General features: G+C 73.6%; 15 protein-coding genes. 14 read left to right on the top strand and 1 reads right to left on the bottom strand.

The features are described 5' to 3' along the window. Positions 1 to 24: 24 nt before the first annotated feature. Together amrb99_RS45435 and amrb99_RS45430 are read left to right on the top strand one after the other, a co-directional pair. Positions 25 to 2646: a valine--tRNA ligase gene (locus amrb99_RS45435; protein WP_190868307.1), complete on the top strand. Its 2622-nt coding sequence runs from the start codon at positions 25 to 27 to the stop codon at positions 2644 to 2646. 145 nt (positions 2647 to 2791) lie between these two features. Continuing rightward, positions 2792 to 3826, top strand: a complete 1035-nt coding sequence (locus amrb99_RS45430; RefSeq protein WP_190868306.1) for a hypothetical protein — start codon at positions 2792 to 2794, stop codon at positions 3824 to 3826. Here amrb99_RS45430 and amrb99_RS45425 read toward each other — a convergent pair. Further along, positions 3783 to 5009 carry a hypothetical protein gene (locus amrb99_RS45425; protein WP_190868305.1) on the bottom strand — a complete coding sequence of 409 codons (1227 nt, stop codon included), beginning with the start codon at positions 5007 to 5009 and terminating at the stop codon, positions 3783 to 3785. The two genes, amrb99_RS45430 and amrb99_RS45425, sit on opposite strands and share 44 nt — an antisense overlap. Before the next feature lie 148 nt (positions 5010 to 5157). On the opposite strand from amrb99_RS45425, the gene amrb99_RS45420 reads away from it, so the two are divergent. From amrb99_RS45420 to amrb99_RS50365, 12 genes are all read left to right on the top strand, one after another. Then, on the top strand, positions 5158 to 6528 hold the full coding sequence (locus amrb99_RS45420; RefSeq protein WP_190868312.1) for a folylpolyglutamate synthase/dihydrofolate synthase family protein: 1371 nt from the start codon (positions 5158 to 5160) through the stop codon (positions 6526 to 6528). 5 nt (positions 6529 to 6533) lie between these two features. After that, the gene (locus tag amrb99_RS45415; protein WP_190868304.1) at positions 6534 to 6923 is read left to right on the top strand and encodes a DUF4233 domain-containing protein; all 390 of its coding nucleotides are present in this window, start codon (positions 6534 to 6536) and stop codon (positions 6921 to 6923) included. Between the two features lie 122 nt (positions 6924 to 7045). Continuing rightward, positions 7046 to 8557 carry a hypothetical protein gene (locus amrb99_RS45410; RefSeq protein ID WP_190868303.1) on the top strand — a complete coding sequence of 504 codons (1512 nt, stop codon included), beginning with the start codon at positions 7046 to 7048 and terminating at the stop codon, positions 8555 to 8557. 45 nt (positions 8558 to 8602) lie between these two features. Then, complete coding sequence (gene ndk / locus amrb99_RS45405; protein WP_190868302.1) at positions 8603 to 9013, top strand: nucleoside-diphosphate kinase; 411 nt, start codon at positions 8603 to 8605, stop codon at positions 9011 to 9013. 311 nt (positions 9014 to 9324) lie between these two features. Continuing rightward, positions 9325 to 10347, top strand: a complete 1023-nt coding sequence (locus amrb99_RS45400; RefSeq protein ID WP_318839293.1) for a rod shape-determining protein — start codon at positions 9325 to 9327, stop codon at positions 10345 to 10347. 37 nt (positions 10348 to 10384) lie between these two features. After that, positions 10385 to 11401 (top strand): rod shape-determining protein MreC, encoded by a 1017-nt coding sequence (gene mreC, locus amrb99_RS45395; RefSeq protein WP_190868301.1) that lies wholly within the window; start codon positions 10385 to 10387, stop codon positions 11399 to 11401. 1 nt (position 11402) lies between these two features. Continuing rightward, positions 11403 to 12002 carry a rod shape-determining protein MreD gene (gene mreD / locus amrb99_RS45390; RefSeq protein ID WP_190868300.1) on the top strand — a complete coding sequence of 200 codons (600 nt, stop codon included), beginning with the start codon at positions 11403 to 11405 and terminating at the stop codon, positions 12000 to 12002. Then, positions 11999 to 14071, top strand: coding sequence for a penicillin-binding protein 2 (mrdA, locus tag amrb99_RS45385; RefSeq protein WP_190868299.1), 2073 nt, complete (start codon positions 11999 to 12001; stop codon positions 14069 to 14071). The genes mreD and mrdA overlap by 4 nt, the downstream gene beginning before the upstream one ends. 85 nt (positions 14072 to 14156) lie before the next feature. After that, the gene (rodA, locus tag amrb99_RS45380) at positions 14157 to 15341 is read left to right on the top strand and encodes a rod shape-determining protein RodA (protein WP_190868298.1); all 1185 of its coding nucleotides are present in this window, start codon (positions 14157 to 14159) and stop codon (positions 15339 to 15341) included. A 97-nt stretch (positions 15342 to 15438) separates the two neighbouring features. After that, positions 15439 to 17361: a TIGR03960 family B12-binding radical SAM protein gene (locus tag amrb99_RS45375; RefSeq protein WP_190868297.1), complete on the top strand. Its 1923-nt coding sequence runs from the start codon at positions 15439 to 15441 to the stop codon at positions 17359 to 17361. 178 nt (positions 17362 to 17539) lie between these two features. Beyond that, positions 17540 to 18397 carry a TIGR03936 family radical SAM-associated protein gene (locus tag amrb99_RS45370; protein WP_190868296.1) on the top strand — a complete coding sequence of 286 codons (858 nt, stop codon included), beginning with the start codon at positions 17540 to 17542 and terminating at the stop codon, positions 18395 to 18397. Positions 18398 to 18603: 206 nt separating this feature from the next. Further along, a partial coding sequence (locus tag amrb99_RS50365; RefSeq protein WP_206700367.1) for a hypothetical protein occupies positions 18604 to 18884 on the top strand: 281 nt, incomplete at its 3' end.

Raw genomic sequence — 18884 nt, 5'->3', positions numbered from 1 at the left:
GCGGCCCCCGTAGAATCGTTGGCCGTGACACAGCCCAGCAGTGAGCGCGGCCAAGGGGCCGCCGCGGACGTCGACCTGCCCACCCAGTACCGACCGGCCGATGTCGAGGGCCGGCTCTACGAGCGGTGGGTATCGGCGGGGCTGTTCACCGCCGACCCGGTCCGCGACCCGTCCCGGCCCGCGTACTCGATCGTGATCCCGCCGCCGAACGTGACCGGTTCGCTGCACATGGGGCACGCCCTCGACCACTCGATCCAGGACACCCTGGTCCGGCGCCGCCGGATGCAGGGGTACGAGACGGCGTGGATCCCCGGCATGGACCACGCGGGCATCGCCACGCAGAACGTCGTGGAGCGGGAGCTGGCCAAGGAGGGCCTGTCCCGGCACGACCTCGGCCGCGAGGCGTTCGTCGACCGGGTGTGGAAGTGGAAGGCCGAGTCCGGCGGCCGGATCCTCGGCCAGATGCGCCGCCTCGGCGACTCCGTCGACTGGACGCGCGAGGCGTTCACGATGGACGACCAGCGCGCCCGCGCCGTCCGGACGATCTTCAAGCGGCTGTTCGACGACGGCCTGATCTACCGGGCCGAGCGCATCATCAACTGGTGCCCGCGCTGCCTCACGGCGCTGTCGGACATCGAGGTCGAGCACGAGGACGTCGACGGCGAGCTGGTCTCGATCCGGTACGGGTCGGGCGACGACGAGATCGTGGTCGCGACGACGCGGGCGGAGACGATGCTCGGCGACACCGCCGTGGCCGTCCACCCCGACGACGAGCGGTACGCGCACATGGTCGGCCGCGAGATCGAGCTGCCGCTGACGGGCCGCCGCATCCCGGTCGTGGCGGACGAGCACGTCGACCCCGCGTTCGGCACCGGCGCCGTCAAGGTGACCCCCGCGCACGACCCGAACGACTTCGAGATCGGCCGCCGGCACTCGCTGCCGTCGATGTCGGTGATGGACGAGCGGGGCGTGGTCACCGCGTCCGGCCCGTTCGAGGGCCTGGACCGGTTCGAGGCGCGCCCGGCGGTCGTCGCGGCGCTGCGCGAGCAGGGCCGGATCGTCAAGGAGGTCCGCCCGTACGAGCACTCGGTCGGGCACTGCCAGCGCTGCTCCACGGTGGTGGAGCCGCGGGTGTCGCTGCAGTGGTTCGTGAAGGTGGAGCCGCTGGCGAAGGCCGCGGGCGACGCGGTGCGCGACGGCCGCGTGGCGATCCACCCGCCGGAGATGGCGTCCCGCTACTTCGAGTGGGTCGACAACATGCACGACTGGTGCATCAGCCGGCAGCTGTGGTGGGGGCACCGCATCCCGGTCTGGTACGGCCCGGACGGCGAGACCGCCTGCCCCGGCCCGGACGAGGAGCCGCCCGCCGGCTGGACGCAGGACGGCGACGTCCTCGACACCTGGTTCTCCTCGGCGCTGTGGCCGTTCTCGACGCTCGGCTGGCCGGACAAGACGCCGGAGCTGGAGCGCTTCTACCCGACGTCGGTGCTGGTCACCGGGTACGACATCCTGTTCTTCTGGGTCGCCCGGATGATGATGTTCGGGCTGTACGCGATGGACGGCGCCGAGCCGTTCAGGACCATCACGCTGCACGGGATGGTCCGCGACCAGCACGGCAAGAAGATGTCGAAGTCGTTCGGCAACGTCGTCGACCCGCTCGACTGGATCGACCGGTACGGCGCGGACGCGACGCGGTTCACGCTGCTGCGCGGCGCGAACCCGGGCGGCGACGTCCCGGTCGCGGAGGAGTGGGCGCAGGGCTCGCGCAACTTCTGCAACAAGCTGTGGAACGCGACGCGGTTCGCGCTGATCAACGGTGCGCACGCCCGCGGCGACGTCCCAGCGGAGCTGTCCACGGTGGACGCGTGGATCCTGTCGCGGCTGCACGCGGTCATCGCCGAGGTCGACGCGCAGCTGGAGTCCTACGACTTCGCCAAGGCGTGCGAGACCCTCTACCACTTCGCGTGGGACGAGGTCTGCGACTGGTACGTGGAGCTGGCGAAGGTCCAGCTCGCCGACGAGCGGGCCGACGCGACGCGGCGCGTCCTCGGCGAGGTGCTCGACAGCCTGCTGCGGCTGCTGCACCCGGTGATCCCGTTCGTCACCGAGGAGCTGTGGACGTCCCTGACCGGGGCGGAGACGATCGTGACCGCGCCGTGGCCGGCCGCCGACGCGGGCCGCGCCGACCGGGACGCCGAGACCGTGGTGGAGTCGCTGCAGCGGCTCGTCACCGAGGTCCGCCGGTTCCGCGCCGACCAGGGGCTCAAGCCGGGCCAGAAGGTCGCCGCCGCGCTGGAGTGGGGCGGGTCGCCGCTCGCCGCGCACGAGGAGGGCGTCCGCGCGCTGCTGCGGCTGACCGCGCCCGGCGACGGCTTCGCGGCCACCGCGTCGCTGCCGGTCGAGGGCGTCACGGTCCGGCTGGACACCGCCGGGGTCATCGACGTCGCGGCCGAGCGCAAGCGGCTCGACAAGGACCTCGCGGCGGCGCGCAAGGAGGCCGACCAGGCGCGGCGCAAGCTCGGCAACGAGGCGTTCATGGCGAAGGCGCCCGAGGCCGTCGTCGCCAAGAACCGCGCCCGGCTGGCGCAGGCGGAGGCGGCCATCGCGCGGCTGGAGGCGCAGCTCGGCGCGCTGCCGCCGGCCTGAGCGCGGCACGTTCGACGGCGGCGGCGCGGCGCCCGCCGCAGGCGGGGCGTCCCGCCTGCGGCGAACGGTCCGCACCGGCCCGGCCGCCCGGTTACGATCCGGGTGATCCGCGGGCTTTCAGGCGTACGGAATCCTCGGGAGAGCAATGGCCGAATCACCTCCCCGCCCCGGCGTGCCGGGCGCGGTGCCGGGCGACGAACCGGGCCGCCAGCAGGTCGTCGAGGACGGCGGGCCGCCCGGGGGGTTCACCGCCGCCCCGGCGCCCTGGGGCTCCTCGCCGCCGTGGTGGTCGGCGGACGCCGCCGACGGGACCGGGCCGCAGATGATCGCGAACGGCACCGGGCCGCAGCCGCTCCCGGGCGGGACGGGCGGGCACCGCCTCCCCGTCCCGGCGAACGGCACCGGCGGGCACCCGCTGCCCGGCGGGACCGGCGGGCATCCGCTGCCCGGCGGCACGGGCGGGCATCCGCTGCCGAACGGGACGGGTCCGATCGTCCTTCCGGGCGGGACTGGGCCGCACCCGATTCCGGCGCCGCTCGGCGCGGCGGCGCCCGGCGGGGCCGCGCCGGAGCGGGAGCGCAGGCAGGTCTCCGGGCTGCTGCTCGGCGCCGCGGTCGGCGTGGCGCTGGTCGCGGTGCTGATGGTCGGCGTCCTGGCGTTCAAGCCGGACGAACCCGGCGCGGGGAAGGGCGGGAAGGCCGACGCCGTGTCCACCGCGTCCACCCGGCGGATCAACGCCCTGCCGCGCGCCGGGGGGATGACCAAGGACGCCACCGAGCCGGCCGCCAGCGCGGCGTACCCGTTCGTCATGGCGGCCGTGCGGGCCGGCGGTGTCCCCGTGGCCGGGAACGGCGCGGCGGTCTACACCGACCCACTGGGGCGCACGAACGTGCTGTTCGTGGGCGGGACGGGCGAGGTCGGCGAGCCGGGCGCGTTCCTGCGCAGGCTGCGGCCCAGCACGTTCATCTCCGGCGAGCAGGGCAATCCCGGGCAGAACGGCGGCCGGGCGGAGTGCGGGACGTTCGCGGTGCTCGCCGAGACGCACACGTACTGCGCGTGGGCGACCCGCGACTCCTACGGGGTCGTCGCGTCGGACGTCGCGACCGTGAACCCGGACTTCTCGCTGATGGACGACCTCATGCGCCGGATCCGGAAGGACGTCGAGAAGCCGGCGCGGTAGCCGGCGGGACGAACAGCCGCTCGGTGCCGGCGCCGATCCGGTCGAGGACCAGGCCGGTGAAGTAGACGGTGCCGAGCACGGCCACGCGGTGGCCGAGGGTCGCGAGCGCCTCCGGCGTGACGGCGCCGGACTCGACGACGTCCCAGGACGGCGGCAGGGGCCGGGTGAAGCGCAGGTGCGGCTGCGGGAGCCGGACGTAGGTGACGGGCAGGTCGCCGAGCGCGCGGACGGCCCCGTCGAGGTCCTTGTGGTCGGGCAGGCAGACGACGGCGTGGTCGACCTCGCCCCAGCGGTCGCGGGCGGCGGCGAGCGCGGCGGCGACGCCCGTCCCGTCGACGGCGGAGTCGATCAGCAGCGTCGTGGCCGTCCCGGGCACGGTGTGCCAGGACATCCGGCCGGGCAGCACGACCGTGGACAGCACCCGCCGCAGCGTCTCCGCCGGCGGGTCGCCTCCCGCGAGCCTGCGGGCCGCGGCGACGCCGACCGCGGCGGCCGTGCGGCCGAGCCCGGCGGGCAGCAGCCCGGCGGGGACGCCGCCGTCGCCCGCGTACTCCACCGGGCCGAGCACCTCCGCCACGTCCGGGGACTGGGGCGCCGACACGATCGGCGTCCCCGGCCCCGCCACGCCCCGCTTCTCCGCGGCGATCTCGGCGGGCGTGTCGCCGAGCACGCCCGCGTGCTCCAGGAAGACCGGCGTGATCGCGACCACGTCCGGCGGGAACAGCGACACCTCGTCGGACCGTCCGCCCATCCCGGCCTCCAGGACGAGCGCGTCCGCGCCCGCGCGGCGCGCGTGCAGCACGCCGGCCAGCGTGAACAGCCCCGACGGCGACAGGTAGCCGTCCTGCGGCGGTCCCAGCTCCGCCATGGCCGCGCCGAGCAGGCCGCCGAGGCGGGCGAGCTCGGCCTCCGGGATCGCGCGGCCGCCGACCCTGATCCGGTCCCGGTTGGTGCGCAGGCCGGGGCTGGTGACGGTGCACACCCGCAGGCCGGAGGCGGCGAGGAAGGCGGACGCGTACGTCGCCGCCGTCCCCTTCCCCTTGGACCCGACGACGGTCAGCACCGGCAGGCCGGGGAACAGGACGCCCAGCGCCTCCGCCAGCTCGCGCGCGCGGGCCAGGCTGCGCGTCTCGCCCGGACGACGCCGCTCCCATTCCCGGAAGAAAACCTCGTCAGCCCGCATGCCTTCCATGCTTCCACTCGGAGCGGGTCCGCCGGGCGCGCCCCCGGCCGCCACGGGTGCGGACAGGGCGCCCGGCGGCGGCGGATAGGCTCTCATCGTGAGCCAGGCAACCGAGCCGCTCGACTACCGCGGCGCCGTGAACGCGATCATGAGCCGGGGCGTCGAGTGGGAGATCGACCCGACCCTCGACCGGATCCGCGACCTCGTCGACGTCCTGGGCGAGCCGCACCGCGCGTATCCGGTGATCCACGTCGCGGGCACGAACGGCAAGTCCAGCACCGCTCGGCTGATCGAGTCGCTGCTGCGCGAGCGCGGCCTGCGCACCGGGCTGTACACCAGCCCCGAGATGACCACGCTGCGCGAGCGGATCGCGATCGACGGGGAGCCGATCAGCGAGGAGCGGTTCGCCGAGGCGTTCCAGGACGTGCTGCCCTACGTGCAGCTGGTCGACGGCAAGCACGAGGTGCGGCTGTCGTTCTTCGAGGTCCTCACGGCGATGGCGTTCGCCGCGTTCGCCGACGCCCCCGTCGACGTGGCGGTGGTCGAGGTCGGCATGGGCGGCACCTGGGACGCCACGAACGTCGCCGACGGCACGGTCGCCGTCGTCACCCCGATCGGCCTGGACCACACCCGCTACCTGGGCGACACCCTCGAGGAGATCGCCGGGGAGAAGGCGGGGATCATCAAGCCGGGCTGCGTGGCGGTGCTGTCCCAGCAGCCCGTCGAGGCGGCCGAGGTGCTGCTGCGGCGGGTCGTGGAGACGGGCGCCGCCGCGGCGCGCGAGGGCATCGAGTACGGCGTGCTGAGCCGGGACGTCGCGGTCGGCGGCCAGATGATCGGCGTGCGCGGCCTGCACGGCACCTATGACGAGATCTTCCTGCCGCTGTTCGGGGAGCACATGGCGAGCAACGCCGCGACCGCGCTGGCGGCCGTCGAGGCGTTCGCCAGCGGCGCGCCGACCAGGGGAGAGGTCGCGCTGGAGGCCGCCACCCGGATCGCGCCCGGCGAGGCGTTCCTCGGCGGCGACGAGGGGCAGCTCGACCCGGCGCTGGTGCGCAGCGGGTTCGCCAAGTCGGCGTCGCCGGGGCGGCTGGAGGTCGCCCGGACGGGCCCGACCGTGCTGCTGGACGCGGCGCACAACCCGGCCGGGATGGCGGCGACCGTCGCGACGGTCACCGAGTCGTTCGGCTTCACCCGGCTGGTCGGCGTGCTCGCCGTCGCCGCGGACAAGGACGTCGCCGGGGTCCTCGACCAGCTCGAACCGGTCGTGGCGGAGCTGGTCGTCACCCGCAACTCCTCGCCGCGGTCGCTGCCCCCCGAGGAGCTGGCGGAGATCGCCGAGGGGATCCTCGGGCCGGAGCGGGTGCACGTCGCCGACCGCCTGGACGACGCGATCGACCAGGCGATCGGCCTCGCCGAGGAGACCGGCGAGTACCGGGGCGCGGGCGTCCTGATCACCGGTTCGGTGGTCACCGCCGGCGACGCCAGGACACTGCTGCGGGTAGAGGGGGGCCGGTGACCGCCATGACCGAGGGCACTGCGCAGGGCGCGACGGAGGGCACCCCGGAGCCGGCCGGGCGGAAGCCCGGCAGCCCGGTGCGGCGGCTGTACGCCACGGTGCTGGCCTGCGAGGCGATCGTGATCGCGCTGGCGATCCCGGTGGCGATCTCGGTGCTGGACGTGTCCGGGACGACGGCCGGGGCGGTGTGCGGCGGCCTCGCGGTGCTGTGCCTGCTGATGGCCGGGCTGCTGCGGTTCCCGTGGTCGTTCGCGGCGGGCTCGGCGCTGCAGGTGGCGATCATCGCGACCGGGTTCATGGTGCCGGCGATGTTCTTCCTCGGCGCGCTGTTCGGGGCGCTCTGGCTGACGGCCTTTTGGATGGGACGCAAGGTGGAGCGGCTCCCGGCGCGCTAAATTCTCGGGGACGGCATCACTTCCTCCGCCGAATCCCTGCGCGTTCCACGCAAACAATTCCGACATTCTTCTTTATTGGGAAATAGTGCGTTCGGTGGGGACGACCTCCGAAGGAGCACGCCGTGTCCTCCCACGCGCACGACCGGCCGGGTGTCCCGCTCCCGGCACCGGACCCTCCCGCCGCCGGCGCCGCGGCGGCACGGCGCCGGGGCGCGGCCCTCGGCGCGTTGCTGACCGCCGTCACCGTGCTCCCCGCCGCGGTGCTGGTCGTGCCCGACGCCACCGCCGGCATCGTTCCCGTGGCCGCGCACGCCCTCGGCCTCGGCGAGGGCCGTGTCCCCGCCCTGCTGCGCGCCACCGGCCTGTCGCTGCCCGCGCTCGCCCTCACCCTCCCGCTCGCCGCCGTCGCCGCCCGCCGCCTCCCCGCGTGGGCGGTCCTCGCGACCGGCCTCGCCGTCCTGCTCGGCGGGCTCGGCGCCGTCCGGTTCGCCGGTTCGGTGCCGGTGGTCGGCGCGGTCCGCGCCGCGCAGGGCGCTGGAGCCGGGATCGCGCTGCCCGCCTCCCTCGTCCTCGTGTGGGAACGGCGGAACGCCGCCCTGTCCGCCCTCTGGGCGGGCGTGCTGGCCGCGTCGCTCCTGATCGCGATGCCGGTGGCACTGCGCGCCGTCCCGCCGCCACGCCCTGGGACCGCGCCGGGCGGCTGGCACGCGGCGCTCGCCCCCTACCCCTGGCTCGCCGGCGCGGCGGCGGCCGCCGCCGTCCTCGGCGTGCTGCTGCGCGGGCGCGTCCCCTGGACGCTGCCGCCGCCGCGCCTCGCCGAACGCGGACGGCTCGCGCTGCCGTGCGTCCCCGTGGCGGGCTTCGCGTTCCTCGCCGTCGTCGCCGCGCACGGATGGTCGCCGGGCGCCCGCCTGGTCGTGGCCGCGTCCGCGCTCGCCGCGCTCGCCGGGCTCGCGCTCGCGGGCGGCGCCGAGGGCGGCCCCTTCGGCTGCGCGCCCGTCATGGTCGCCACCGGGCTGCTCGCCTACCCGCTCGCGGCGCCGCTGTCCGGTCTCGCCGCCGCGGGTGCCCCCGCGTCCCGCCTCCTGCCGGTCGCCGCCGCTGCGGCGGCGACGGTGACCGGTGCGCTCGCGGCGTCCCGCGCGCGCCCCCGCGCCGCCGTCATGGCCGGCTACGCCCTGATGGCCGCCGGCATCGGCCTGGCGCTCGCCGCAGGCCCCACCGGACGCTGGACGCCGGTCGTCCTGCTCGTCCCGCTCGGCACCGGCGCCGGACTGGCGCTCGCCGCCTCCTTGCGCGACGCGCACGTCGGCGCCGCGCTGTTCGGCCTCTCGCTGTGCTTCCCCGCCGTCCTCGCCGGACAGCTCTGCGTCCTCTCGCTGCAAGCGGACCGGCTGCGGCGAACCCGCGCGCTCACCGGCGCGGGACGTCTCGACGCGCTCGCCGACGGCTACCGCGCCTGGCTCCTCATCGCAGGCGCGGCGGCCGTCCTGCTCGCCGCCCTCACCCTGCGCCTCATCGCCCGCCACGCGCGCGCCGCCGAACGGCGCGGCGGCGCCTTCGAACGGGGCGGCAGCACCGCGCTCCGGCACGGCCGCGTCGCCGAATCCGCTCCGGCCCCCGAAGCCGGGTAGGATTCGCGCGCTCACCCAATCTGAATTGCTCAAGGAGAAACACACGTGTCCGAGCGCACTCTCGTCCTGGTCAAGCCCGACGGTGTCCGGCGCGGCGTCGTCGGCGAGGTCATCTCCCGGATCGAGCGCAAGGGCCTGACGCTCGTCGCGCTCGAACTGCGCACGCTCGCCCGCGAGACCGCCGAGACCCACTACGAGGAGCACGCCGACAAGCCGTTCTTCGGCGAGCTGGTCGAGTTCATCACCGGCGGCCCGCTCGTCGCCATGGTCGTCGAGGGCCCGCGCGCCATCGAGGCGTTCCGCGCCCTGGCCGGCGCCACCGACCCGGTCAGCGCCACGCCCGGGACCATCCGCGGCGACTTCGCCCTGGAGATCGGCGAGAACATCGTCCACGGCTCCGACTCCACCTACTCCGCCGAGCGCGAGATCAAGCTCTTCTTCCCCGAGCTCGGCTGAATTCCCCCGGGGGGCGACCCCTGGAACCCCGTCACGGCCGGCAGACCGTTTCCCGCCGCGCAGCCGCTCCGCGCGAAACGGCCCACCGGCCGCGGGCATGCCCGTGCCCGTGGGACGGGTCGCGCACGACACGCGGGCCGGAGGTTTCCGGCCCGCGTGCTTTAGCTAAAAGCGGGCTGCTCAGGACCCGTTTTTTGGGCGACGCGCGGAGCGGGGGCGACTGCCTGCGAGCGCGCCCGCACGTTACGATGGACGCGCCGCTATACACGCCCGACAATCATGAAGGGCTCCCTTTCTTCATGGGTAACAAGCTGTCGTTTCTCGGCCGTGACATGGCGGTCGACCTTGGTACCGCCAACACGCTCGTGTACGTGCGGGGGCGCGGCATCGTCCTCAACGAGCCGTCCGTGGTCGCGATCAACACCAACACCGGCAAGATCGTCGCGGTGGGCATCGAGGCCAAGCGGATGATCGGCCGCACGCCCGGCAACATCGTGGCGGTCCGCCCGCTCAAGGACGGTGTCATCGCCGACTTCGACGTCACCGAGCGGATGCTCCGGTACTTCATCCAGAAGGTCCACAAACGCCGGCACTTCGCCAAGCCGCGCATCGTGGTGGCCGTGCCGAGCGGGATCACCGGGGTGGAGCAGCGCGCCGTCAAGGACGCCGGCTACCAGGCCGGGGCCCGCCGCGTGTACATCATCGAGGAGCCCATGGCCGCCGCGATCGGCGCCGGGCTGCCCGTCTACGAGCCGACCGGCAACATGGTGGTCGACATCGGCGGCGGCACCACCGAGGTCGCGATCATCTCGCTCGGCGGCATCGTGACGAGCCAGTCGGTGCGGGTCGGCGGCGACGAGCTGGACCAGGCGGTCATCTCCTTCTCCAAGAAGGAGTACTCGCTGATGCTCGGGGAAAGGACCGCCGAGGAGATCAAGATGGCGATCGGGTCCGCCTATCCCGGCGGCGACGAGGAGCCGCACGCCGAGATCCGCGGCCGCGACCTCGTCAGCGGGCTGCCCAAGACCGTCGTGATCTCCGCCGAGGAGGTCAGGCGGGCGATCGAGGAACCGGTCAACGCCGTCGTGGACGCGGTGAAGACCACGCTCGACAAGTGCCCGCCGGAGCTCTCCGGCGACATCATGGACCGCGGGATCGCCCTGACGGGCGGCGGCGCGCTGCTGAAGAACCTGGACGAGCGGCTCCGCGAGGAGACCGGCATGCCGATCCACCTGGTGGACAACCCGCTCGACTCGGTCGTGCTCGGCACCGGCAAGTGCGTCGAGGACTTCGAGTCGCTCCGGCAGGTCCTCGTGCCGGAGTCGCGGCACTGAACTCCCGGCGGCGACCAGAGAATCCGGAGGTCGGTGGGTGAAGGACACCCGGCGCACCCGCGCGGTACTCGGCGTGCTGCTCGTCGCGGCCCTCGCGATGATCACCGTGGACTACCGCGGCGGGGACCACTCGCCGCTCAGCGGGCTGAGGAGCCTCGGCGCGACCGTGTTCGGGCCGGTGGAGCGGGCGTCGGCGTCGGTGGTGCGGCCCGTCGGCAACACCTTCGGCGCGATCACCGACGCGCCCGGCGAGAAGCGCCGCGCCGACCGGCTCGCCCGCGACAACCAGCGGCTGCGCGAGCAGCTGCGCTCCACCCGGCTGGACCAGGGCCGCTCCGCGCAGCTGCAGCGGCTGCTCGGCACCGCCGGGATGGGCGGCTACAAGATCCTCGCCGCGCAGGTGATCTCCGCCGGCCAGGGCTTCGAGGACACCGTCACCATCGACGCGGGCAGCAGCAGCGGCGTCCGCCCCGACATGACCGTGATGAGCGCGGACGGGCTCGTCGGCCGGGTCACCCGGGTCGGCCCCGCCACCGCTACCGTGCTGCTCGCCACCGACCAGACCTCCTCCGTCGGGTCCCGCCTGGAGGACTCCAAGGAGATCGGCATCGTGCAGGGCGCCGGGCGGCGCGGCCTCGGCGGCGGCGCCACCCCGCTGCGCTTCCAGCTGCTGGACGCCAGCGCGCCGATGCGGGTCGGGCAGCGGCTCGTCACGCTCGGCTCGCAGGGCGAGCGCCCGTACGTGCCGGGCGTCCCGATCGGTACCGTGGAGCGCATCGACGCCGCGTCCGGCGGGCTGACCCGCACCGCCTACGTCAAGCCGTTCGTCCACTTCACCAGCCTCGACGTGGTCGCCGTGGTGGTGGCCCCGCCGAAGACCGACCCGCGCGACGCGGTGCTGCCCGCGAGACCCAGCCCCCCGCCCTCGCCGAGCCCGAGCGCGACGCCGTCCGCCAGCGGCTCGCCCGGCAAGAAGAAGAAGGGCAAGAAGGGACCCAAGACCGAAGCGGACGGCACCGCCACCCCGTCCGCGAACCCGAGCTCGGGGGGATGACGTGCTGAACCCACCGGAGACGTCGCAGACGGGCCGCGTCCTCACCACCGTGCTGGTGATCGTGGCCGTGCTGGTCCTGCAGGTGTCGGTGGCCAACCGGCTGCCGCTGCCCGGCGGGGTGCAGCCCGACCTGGTGCTGCTGGCGGTGGTGGCGCTCGCGCTCGTCTTCGGCTCGATGACCGGCATGGTCACCGGGTTCCTCGCGGGCCTCGCCGCCGACATCATCCCGCCCGCCGACCACACCATCGGCCGGTACGCGCTCGTCTACTGCCTCATCGGCTACCTGTGCGGCATCGCGTCCGCCGAGATGGACCGGCAGACGGTCGTGCCGTTCTTCGCGGTCGCCGCCGGCGCCCTCGCGGGCACGGTCCTGTACGCGGTCACCGGCATGATCCTCGGCGATCCGCGCGCCCAGTGGGACACCGTGTCGAGCATGGTGCCGCTGCAGGTCGGCTACGACGTGGTCGCCAGCCCGTTCGTCGTCTGGGCGGTGCTGCGCGTCACCCGGAGGTACGAGCGCGGCGAACGCTCCCGCGGGGACCGCCTGTCGGTGCCCGCCGCCCGCTACCGCGCGATGTCGGGGCGGGGCGGCGGCCTGTGAATCCCCGAACGCACTTCCGCCTCGTCGTCCTGTACGTGCTCGTCGGGCTGCTGCTGCTGATCCTGATGGGCCGGCTCTGGTCCATGCAGATCCTCGACGGCTCGCACTACCAGCAGCTCGCCGACCAGAACCGCACCCGCGACATCGTCGTCCCGGCCGTCCGCGGCATGATCCTGGACGACCGCGGGATCCCGCTCGTCCGCAACCGCAGCGCACTCGTGGTGTCGGTGGACCGCACGACGCTGTCGCGGCAGAAGGACGGCGGCAAGACCGTGATGGACCGGCTCGCGGGCGTCCTCGGCACCACCTACCAGGACGTCGCGAACCGCATCCGGCTGTGCGGCCCCGGCATCAAGCGGCCGTGCTGGCCGGGCTCGCCGTACCAGCCGATCCCCGTCGAGGACCACGTCGACCCGAAGCGCGCCCTCCAGATCATGGAGCGGCAGGAGGACTTCCCCGGCGTGACCGCGCAGGTCCAGGCCGTCCGCGACTACCCGCGGCCCGAGGGCGCGGCCGCCGCGCAGGTGCTCGGCTACCTGCAGCCGATCACCCAGGAAGAGCTCGACAAGCGCAAGGGCCTGAAGGTCACCGGCTACAGCGGCGTCGACCTGATCGGCCGCGCCGGGCTGGAAGCCCAGTACGACGCGGCGCTGCGCGGGGAGCCCGGGTTCCGTCGCGTGCTGGTCGACAGCCAGGGCCGCGTCACCGGCACCGCCGAGGAGAAGTCGGCCGTACCGGGCGGCAACCTCGTCACCAGCATCGACGCGGGCGTGCAGGGCGCCGCGGAGAAGGCCCTCAAGCACGCGATCGAGAACGGCCGCAAGGGCGGCCACCCGTCCGACGCGGGCGCCGCCGTGGTGATGGACGTGCAGACCGGCCGGATGGTCGCGATGGCCAGCTACCCCACCTACGACCCCAGCATCTGGACCGGCGGCATCTCCCAGGACGAATACGACGCGCTGCTCGGCAAGAAGAAGGGCGAGCCGCTGATCTCGCGGGTCACCCAGGGCCAGTTCGCGCCGGGCTCCACCTTCAAGGTCTCGTCGGTGGCGGCGGCGGTGAGCGACGGCTACCCGCTGAACGGCACCTACCAGTGCCCCGGGTCGTTCGACGTCGGCAGCCGCGCGTTCCACAACTTCGAGGGCGAGGCGCTCGGCTCGATGAGCCTGCACACCGCGCTGGTGAAGTCGTGCGACACGGTGTTCTACAAGTTCGCGTACGAGGAGTGGCTCCGCGACGGCGGCATGCACCCGAAGAAGAACCCGTCGGACCCGATGGTGAAGATGGCCCGCAACTACGGGTTCGGCAAGCCCACCGGGATCGACCTGCCGAGCGAGTCGAGCGGCCGCATCCCCGACCGCGGGTGGAAGAAGGACTACTGGGACGCCACCAAGAAGGGCGACTGCAAGGCGGCCAAGACGGGCTTCCCCGACGTGCAGAAGACCGACCCCGCGCGCGCCGCGTACCTGAAGGCGGTCGCGGCGGAGAACTGCGTCGACGGTTATGTGTGGCGCGCCGGTGACGCCGCGAACTTCTCCGTCGGCCAGGGCGACGTGCTGGTCACGCCGTTGCAGCTCGTCCGCGCGTACGCGGCGGTCGCCAACGGCGGCAAGCTGTTCACGCCGCGCCTCGGCCTCGCGGTGATGCGCCCGGACGGCGGCATCGAGCGGCGGATCACCGCGCCGCCGCCGACGAAGCTGCCCGTCGACCCGAAGGTGCTGGCCTACATCCGGAGCGGCCTCGCGGGCGTCACCAAGAGCGGCACCGCCGCCGGGGCGTTCAACGGCTTCGACTTCAAGACGGTCGACGTGGCCGGCAAGACCGGTACCGCCGAGGTCTACGGCAAGGACGACAACTCGTGGTTCGCCTCGTTCGGCCCGGTGAAGCACCCGCGCTACGCGGTGATCGTCATGGTCGCCCAGGGCGGGCAGGGCGCCGTGACGGCGGCCCCGGCGGTCCGGGAGATCTGGGAGGCCATGTACGGGACGAAGAAGCAGAAGCCGCTGCTGACGGACGGGAAGCTGCCGTCCGACCTGCCGAAGGCGCCCGTCCAGGGGACCGCGCCGTGACCGCCGCGCCGACCGCCGTGGCCGCTGCGGACGCCGCGATCCACGTGGGCGCGCGGCGATGCGCGCCGCCGATCGGAGCGGGACGATGCTGAACAGCACGGGAGCCGGGTCGGTCGGCGGGTACGGCGACCGGAGCCTGTGGCAGGGGCGCCTCGCCGGGCTGCGGAAGCTGGACTGGCCGCTGACCGTCACGGTGCTGGTCCTGTCGGTGGTCGGGGCGCTGCTGGTGCGGTCCGCGACGTTCCAGCTGGCGGCGGAGCACGGCGACGACCCCGAGGGGTTCCTGAAGCGGCACATCCTGAACCTGCTCATCGGGTTCGTGCTGGGCGGCGTCGTCACCGTCCTGGACTACCGGCTGCTGCGCGCCTACGTCCCGATCCTGTACGCGCTGGCGTGCGTCGGCCTGCTGGCGGTGCTGACCCCGCTCGGCTCCACGATCAACGGGTCGCACTCGTGGATCGTCGTCGGCGGCGGGTTCCAGATCCAGCCGTCGGAGTTCGCGAAGGTCGGCCTGGTGGTGCTGCTGGCGATGATCCTGGGCGAGCCGCGGGACGGCGAGATCGGCCCGGGCCGCCGGGACGTGCTGCTCGCGCTGGCGCTCGCCGGGGTGCCCGGCGTCCTGATCATGCTGCAGCCCGACCTCGGCACCACGCTGGTGTTCATCGCGGTCGTGCTGGGCATGCTCGCGGTCTCCGGGGCGCAGAAGCGCTGGCTGGTCGGGCTCGTCGCGGGCGGGGCGGCCGCCGGGGCCGCGGTGTTCTTCTTCGGGCTGCTGAAGAAGTACCAGATCGACCGGTTCACCGCGTTCCTGGACCCGTCCGCGGACCCGCGCGGCGCCGGCTACAACGCCCAGCAGGCGCGGATCGCGATCGGCTCGGGCGGGCCGTTCGGCAAGGGCCTGTTCAACGGCCAGCAGACCGGCGGGCACTTCGTGCCCGAGCAGCAGACCGACTTCATCTTCACCGTCGCGGGGGAGGAGCTCGGCTTCGTCGGCGCCGCCGTGATCGTCCTGCTGCTCGGCGTCGTGCTGTGGCGCGGGCTGCGGATCGCGTCCCAGGCCGCCGACCTGTTCGGCACGCTGGTGGCGACCGGGGTGGTGTGCTGGCTGGCGTTCCAGACGTTCGAGAACGTCGGCATGACGCTCGGCATCATGCCGATCACCGGCCTGCCGCTGCCGTTCGTGTCCTACGGCGGTTCCGCGACGTTCGCGAACATGATCGCCTTCGGGCTGCTGCAGGCCGTGCACATCCGCCGCCGCCCGTTCGACTGACGCCGTCCGGCCGACGCCGTCCGATGGAGACCGTTCGACTGGGGCGCGGCGGTAGGCTGGGCCCTCATCCCCTGAACGCAGCACGGAGGACACCGCCATGCCTGTCGAGTCGCTCTTCCCGCGCCTGGAGCCGCTGCTCCCGAGCGTGCAGAAGCCGATTCAGTACGTCGGCGGTGAGCTGAACTCGCAGGTCAAGGACTGGGACGGCGCCGACGTCCGGTGGGCGCTGATGTACCCGGACGCCTACGAGGTCGGGCTGCCGAACCAGGGCGTCCAGATCCTCTACGAGATCCTGAACGAGCGCGAGGGCGTGCTGGCGGAGCGGACCTACTCGGTCTGGCCCGACATGGAGGCCGTCATGCGCGAGCACGGCATCCCGCAGTTCACCGTGGACGCGCACCGCCCGGTCGCCGCGTTCGACGTGTTCGGGGTGTCGTTCTCCACCGAGCTGGGCTACACCAACCTGCTGACGGCGCTGGACCTCGCGGGCATCCCGCTGGACGCCGCGGACCGCACCGACGAGCACCCGATCGTGGTCGCGGGCGGGCACGCCGCGTTCAACCCCGAGCCGATCGCCGACTTCGTCGACGCCGCGGTGCTCGGCGACGGCGAGGAGATCGCGCTGGCGATCACCGAGGTCGTGCGGGAGTGGAAGGGCGAGGGGTCGCCCGGCGGCCGCGACGAGCTGCTGATGCGGCTCGCGGCGTCCGGCGGGGTGTACGTGCCGCGCTTCTACGACGTGACGTACCTGCCCGATGGGCGGATCCAGCGGGTCGCGCCGAACCGTCCGGGCGTGCCGTGGCGGATCGAGAAGCACACCGTCATGGACCTCGACCAGTGGCCGTACCCGAAGAAGCCGCTGGTGCCGCTGGCGGAGACGGTGCACGAGCGGTTCAGCGTGGAGATCTTTCGGGGCTGCACCCGCGGCTGCCGGTTCTGCCAGGCCGGGATGATCACCCGTCCGGTGCGGGAGCGGTCGATCACCACGATCGGCGAGATGGTCGACCAGGGGCTGAAGGAGTCGGGCTTCCAGGAGGTCGGGCTGCTCAGCCTGTCCAGCGCCGACCACAGCGAGATCGGCGAGGTCGCCAAGGGCCTCGCCGACCGCTACGAGGGCACCAACACCTCGCTGTCGCTGCCGTCCACCCGCGTGGACGCCTTCAACATCACGCTCGCCAACGAGTTCTCCCGCGGCGGCCGCCGCTCCGGCCTGACGTTCGCGCCGGAGGGCGGCTCCGAGCGGATGCGCAAGGTGATCAACAAGATGGTCACCGAGGACGACCTGATCCGCACCGTCACCACCGCGTACGAGAACGGCTGGCGGCAGGTCAAGCTGTACTTCATGTGCGGGCTGCCCACCGAGGAGGACGAGGACGTCCTCGCGATCGCGGGCATGGCCAAGCGGGTGATCCAGGCGGGCCGCGAGGCGACCGGCCGCAAGGACATCCGCTGCACGGTGTCGATCGGCGGGTTCGTGCCGAAGCCGCACACCCCGTTCCAGTGGGCCGCGCAGTGCGACCACGAGACCGTCGACCGCCGCCTCAAGGCCCTCAAGGACGAGCTGCGCGGCGACAAGGAGTACGGCCGCGCGATCGGCCTGCGCTACCACGACGGCCAGCCGTCCATCGTCGAGGGCCTGCTGTCGCGCGGCGACCGCCGCGTCGGCAAGGTCATCCGCGCGGTGTGGGAGGACGGCGGCCGCTTCGACGGCTGGAGCGAGCACTTCTCCTACGAGCGCTGGACGGCCTGCGCGGAGAAGGCCTTCGCCGGCGAGCCCGTGGACGTCGACTGGTACACCGTCCGGGAGCGCGACGAGGTCGAGGTGCTGCCCTGGGACCACCTCGACGCGGGCCTGGACCGCGAGTGGCTCTGGCAGGACTGGCAGGACGCCGTCGACGAGACCGAGGTCGAGGACTGCCGCTGGACGCCGTGCTACGACTGCGGCGTGTGCCCGACCATGGGCACGGAGATCCAGATCGGCCCGACGGGCCGGAAGCTGCTTCCGCTTTCGGTCGTCTGACATCGCGCGCCGCGGCCGCGAATCGCCCATGGAATCGGGCTTTTCGGGTCCGCGGCCTGCGCGGGGGCGGCCGTCCGGGGGACGGGCCCGGCACAACGATGCCCGCCGCCCCGTACTCTATAGAGAGACCTTGTTTTTCGACTCGACGCGAGTAGGAAGGACCAGAACCCTGGCACCCATGCCGGAGGGACCGGCGCCGGCCCCCGTGATCCAGCGCCTGCGCGTGCGCTATGCGAAGCGCGGCAGGCTGCGGTTCACGAGCCACCGCGACATTTCCCGGGCCGTGGAACGCGCCGTGCGGCGCGCCGGGATCCCTGTCGCGTTCAGCGGCGGATTCACCCCCCACCCGAAGATCTCGTACGCGGGTGCGGCGGCGACTGGGGTTGCCAGTGAGGCGGAGTACCTCGAGATCGGGCTGACCGAGACCCGCGACCCTGCGCGGGTGCAGGCCGATCTCGACGCGGCCCTGCCCCCCGGGCTCGACATCGTGGATGTCGTGCCGGCCGGGCCGGGACGCGCCGGCGACGCGCAGGCCAAGCCGGCCGCGCTCGCCGATCGGCTCGAGGCGTCCGAATGGCGGATCCGGCTGGACGGGGTGGCGCAGGACGCCGCCGCCGCTGCCGTGGCCGCCTTCATGGCCGCCGGGAACATCGAGGTCGAGCGCCTCACCAAGAAGGGGCGGCGCCGGTTCGACGTGCGCGCTGCCGTGTCCTCCTGTGAGCTGGACCGGCGCGCCGCGGAGGCGGCGGATGCCCCTTGTGCGATACTTCGAATGGTTGTTCGGCATTCCACACCGGCCGTACGACCCGACGACATCCTCACCGGACTGCGCCAGGTCGCCGACCTCGCGCCGCCGTCACCGCCACTGGTGACCAGGCTGGCGCAGGGGCCCCTGGACGCGGCCACCGGTGGCCTCGCGGATCCTCTGGATCCGGACCGGGAGACCGGCCTGCCGTCCGGCGACGAAGCCGGGACGGCCGGCGGCGCGCGGCCGCGCCCCGGGGACCCCGCGAGCGTGGATGCCGTCAGCGCCTGATCGTGAGACCGAAGCCGTGGCGACACGGAACCGGTCCCGCAGGGGACGGCGGGCGCACCCCCGACGACTTCGTCGTCACGACCGGACGACCGTCCGGCGGTGACGACGCCGATGACTGACGGAGCGCTCCTGCGCGGCGCACCGCACGGACCGCCCCCTGGCGGCACGAGCGGTCGCGCCCGGGAGCCTGACGGGAGATTGCCCGGATGCTTGATAACGAAGCCGATGCGGCCAACGCCGAAGGCACTGACGAAGAGACCACCGCGACCGCGACCGGAGACGGCGGCGAGAACGGCGCCGCCGCGGGCGTGACGTCCCGCCCGCGCCGCCGGGCCAGCCGCCCGGCCGGCCCGCCGCCGGACGTCGAGGAGAACAGCGACTCGTGCCAGCGGACGCCGCCCTCGACGGCCTTGCCGTACGGGTCGAGCAGCAGCTTCGCGGGATTGCAGCGGTCCCCGTCACGGGGGCTGAACGGGCCGTGCACCCG

Source organism: Actinomadura sp. RB99 (genome assembly GCF_014706005.1).
In the GTDB taxonomy this organism is placed as follows: Bacteria; Actinomycetota; Actinomycetes; order Streptosporangiales; family Streptosporangiaceae; genus Spirillospora.
Note: the sequence above shows the minus strand (reverse complement) of the source record. Positions and strands in the feature narration are given on the sequence as shown.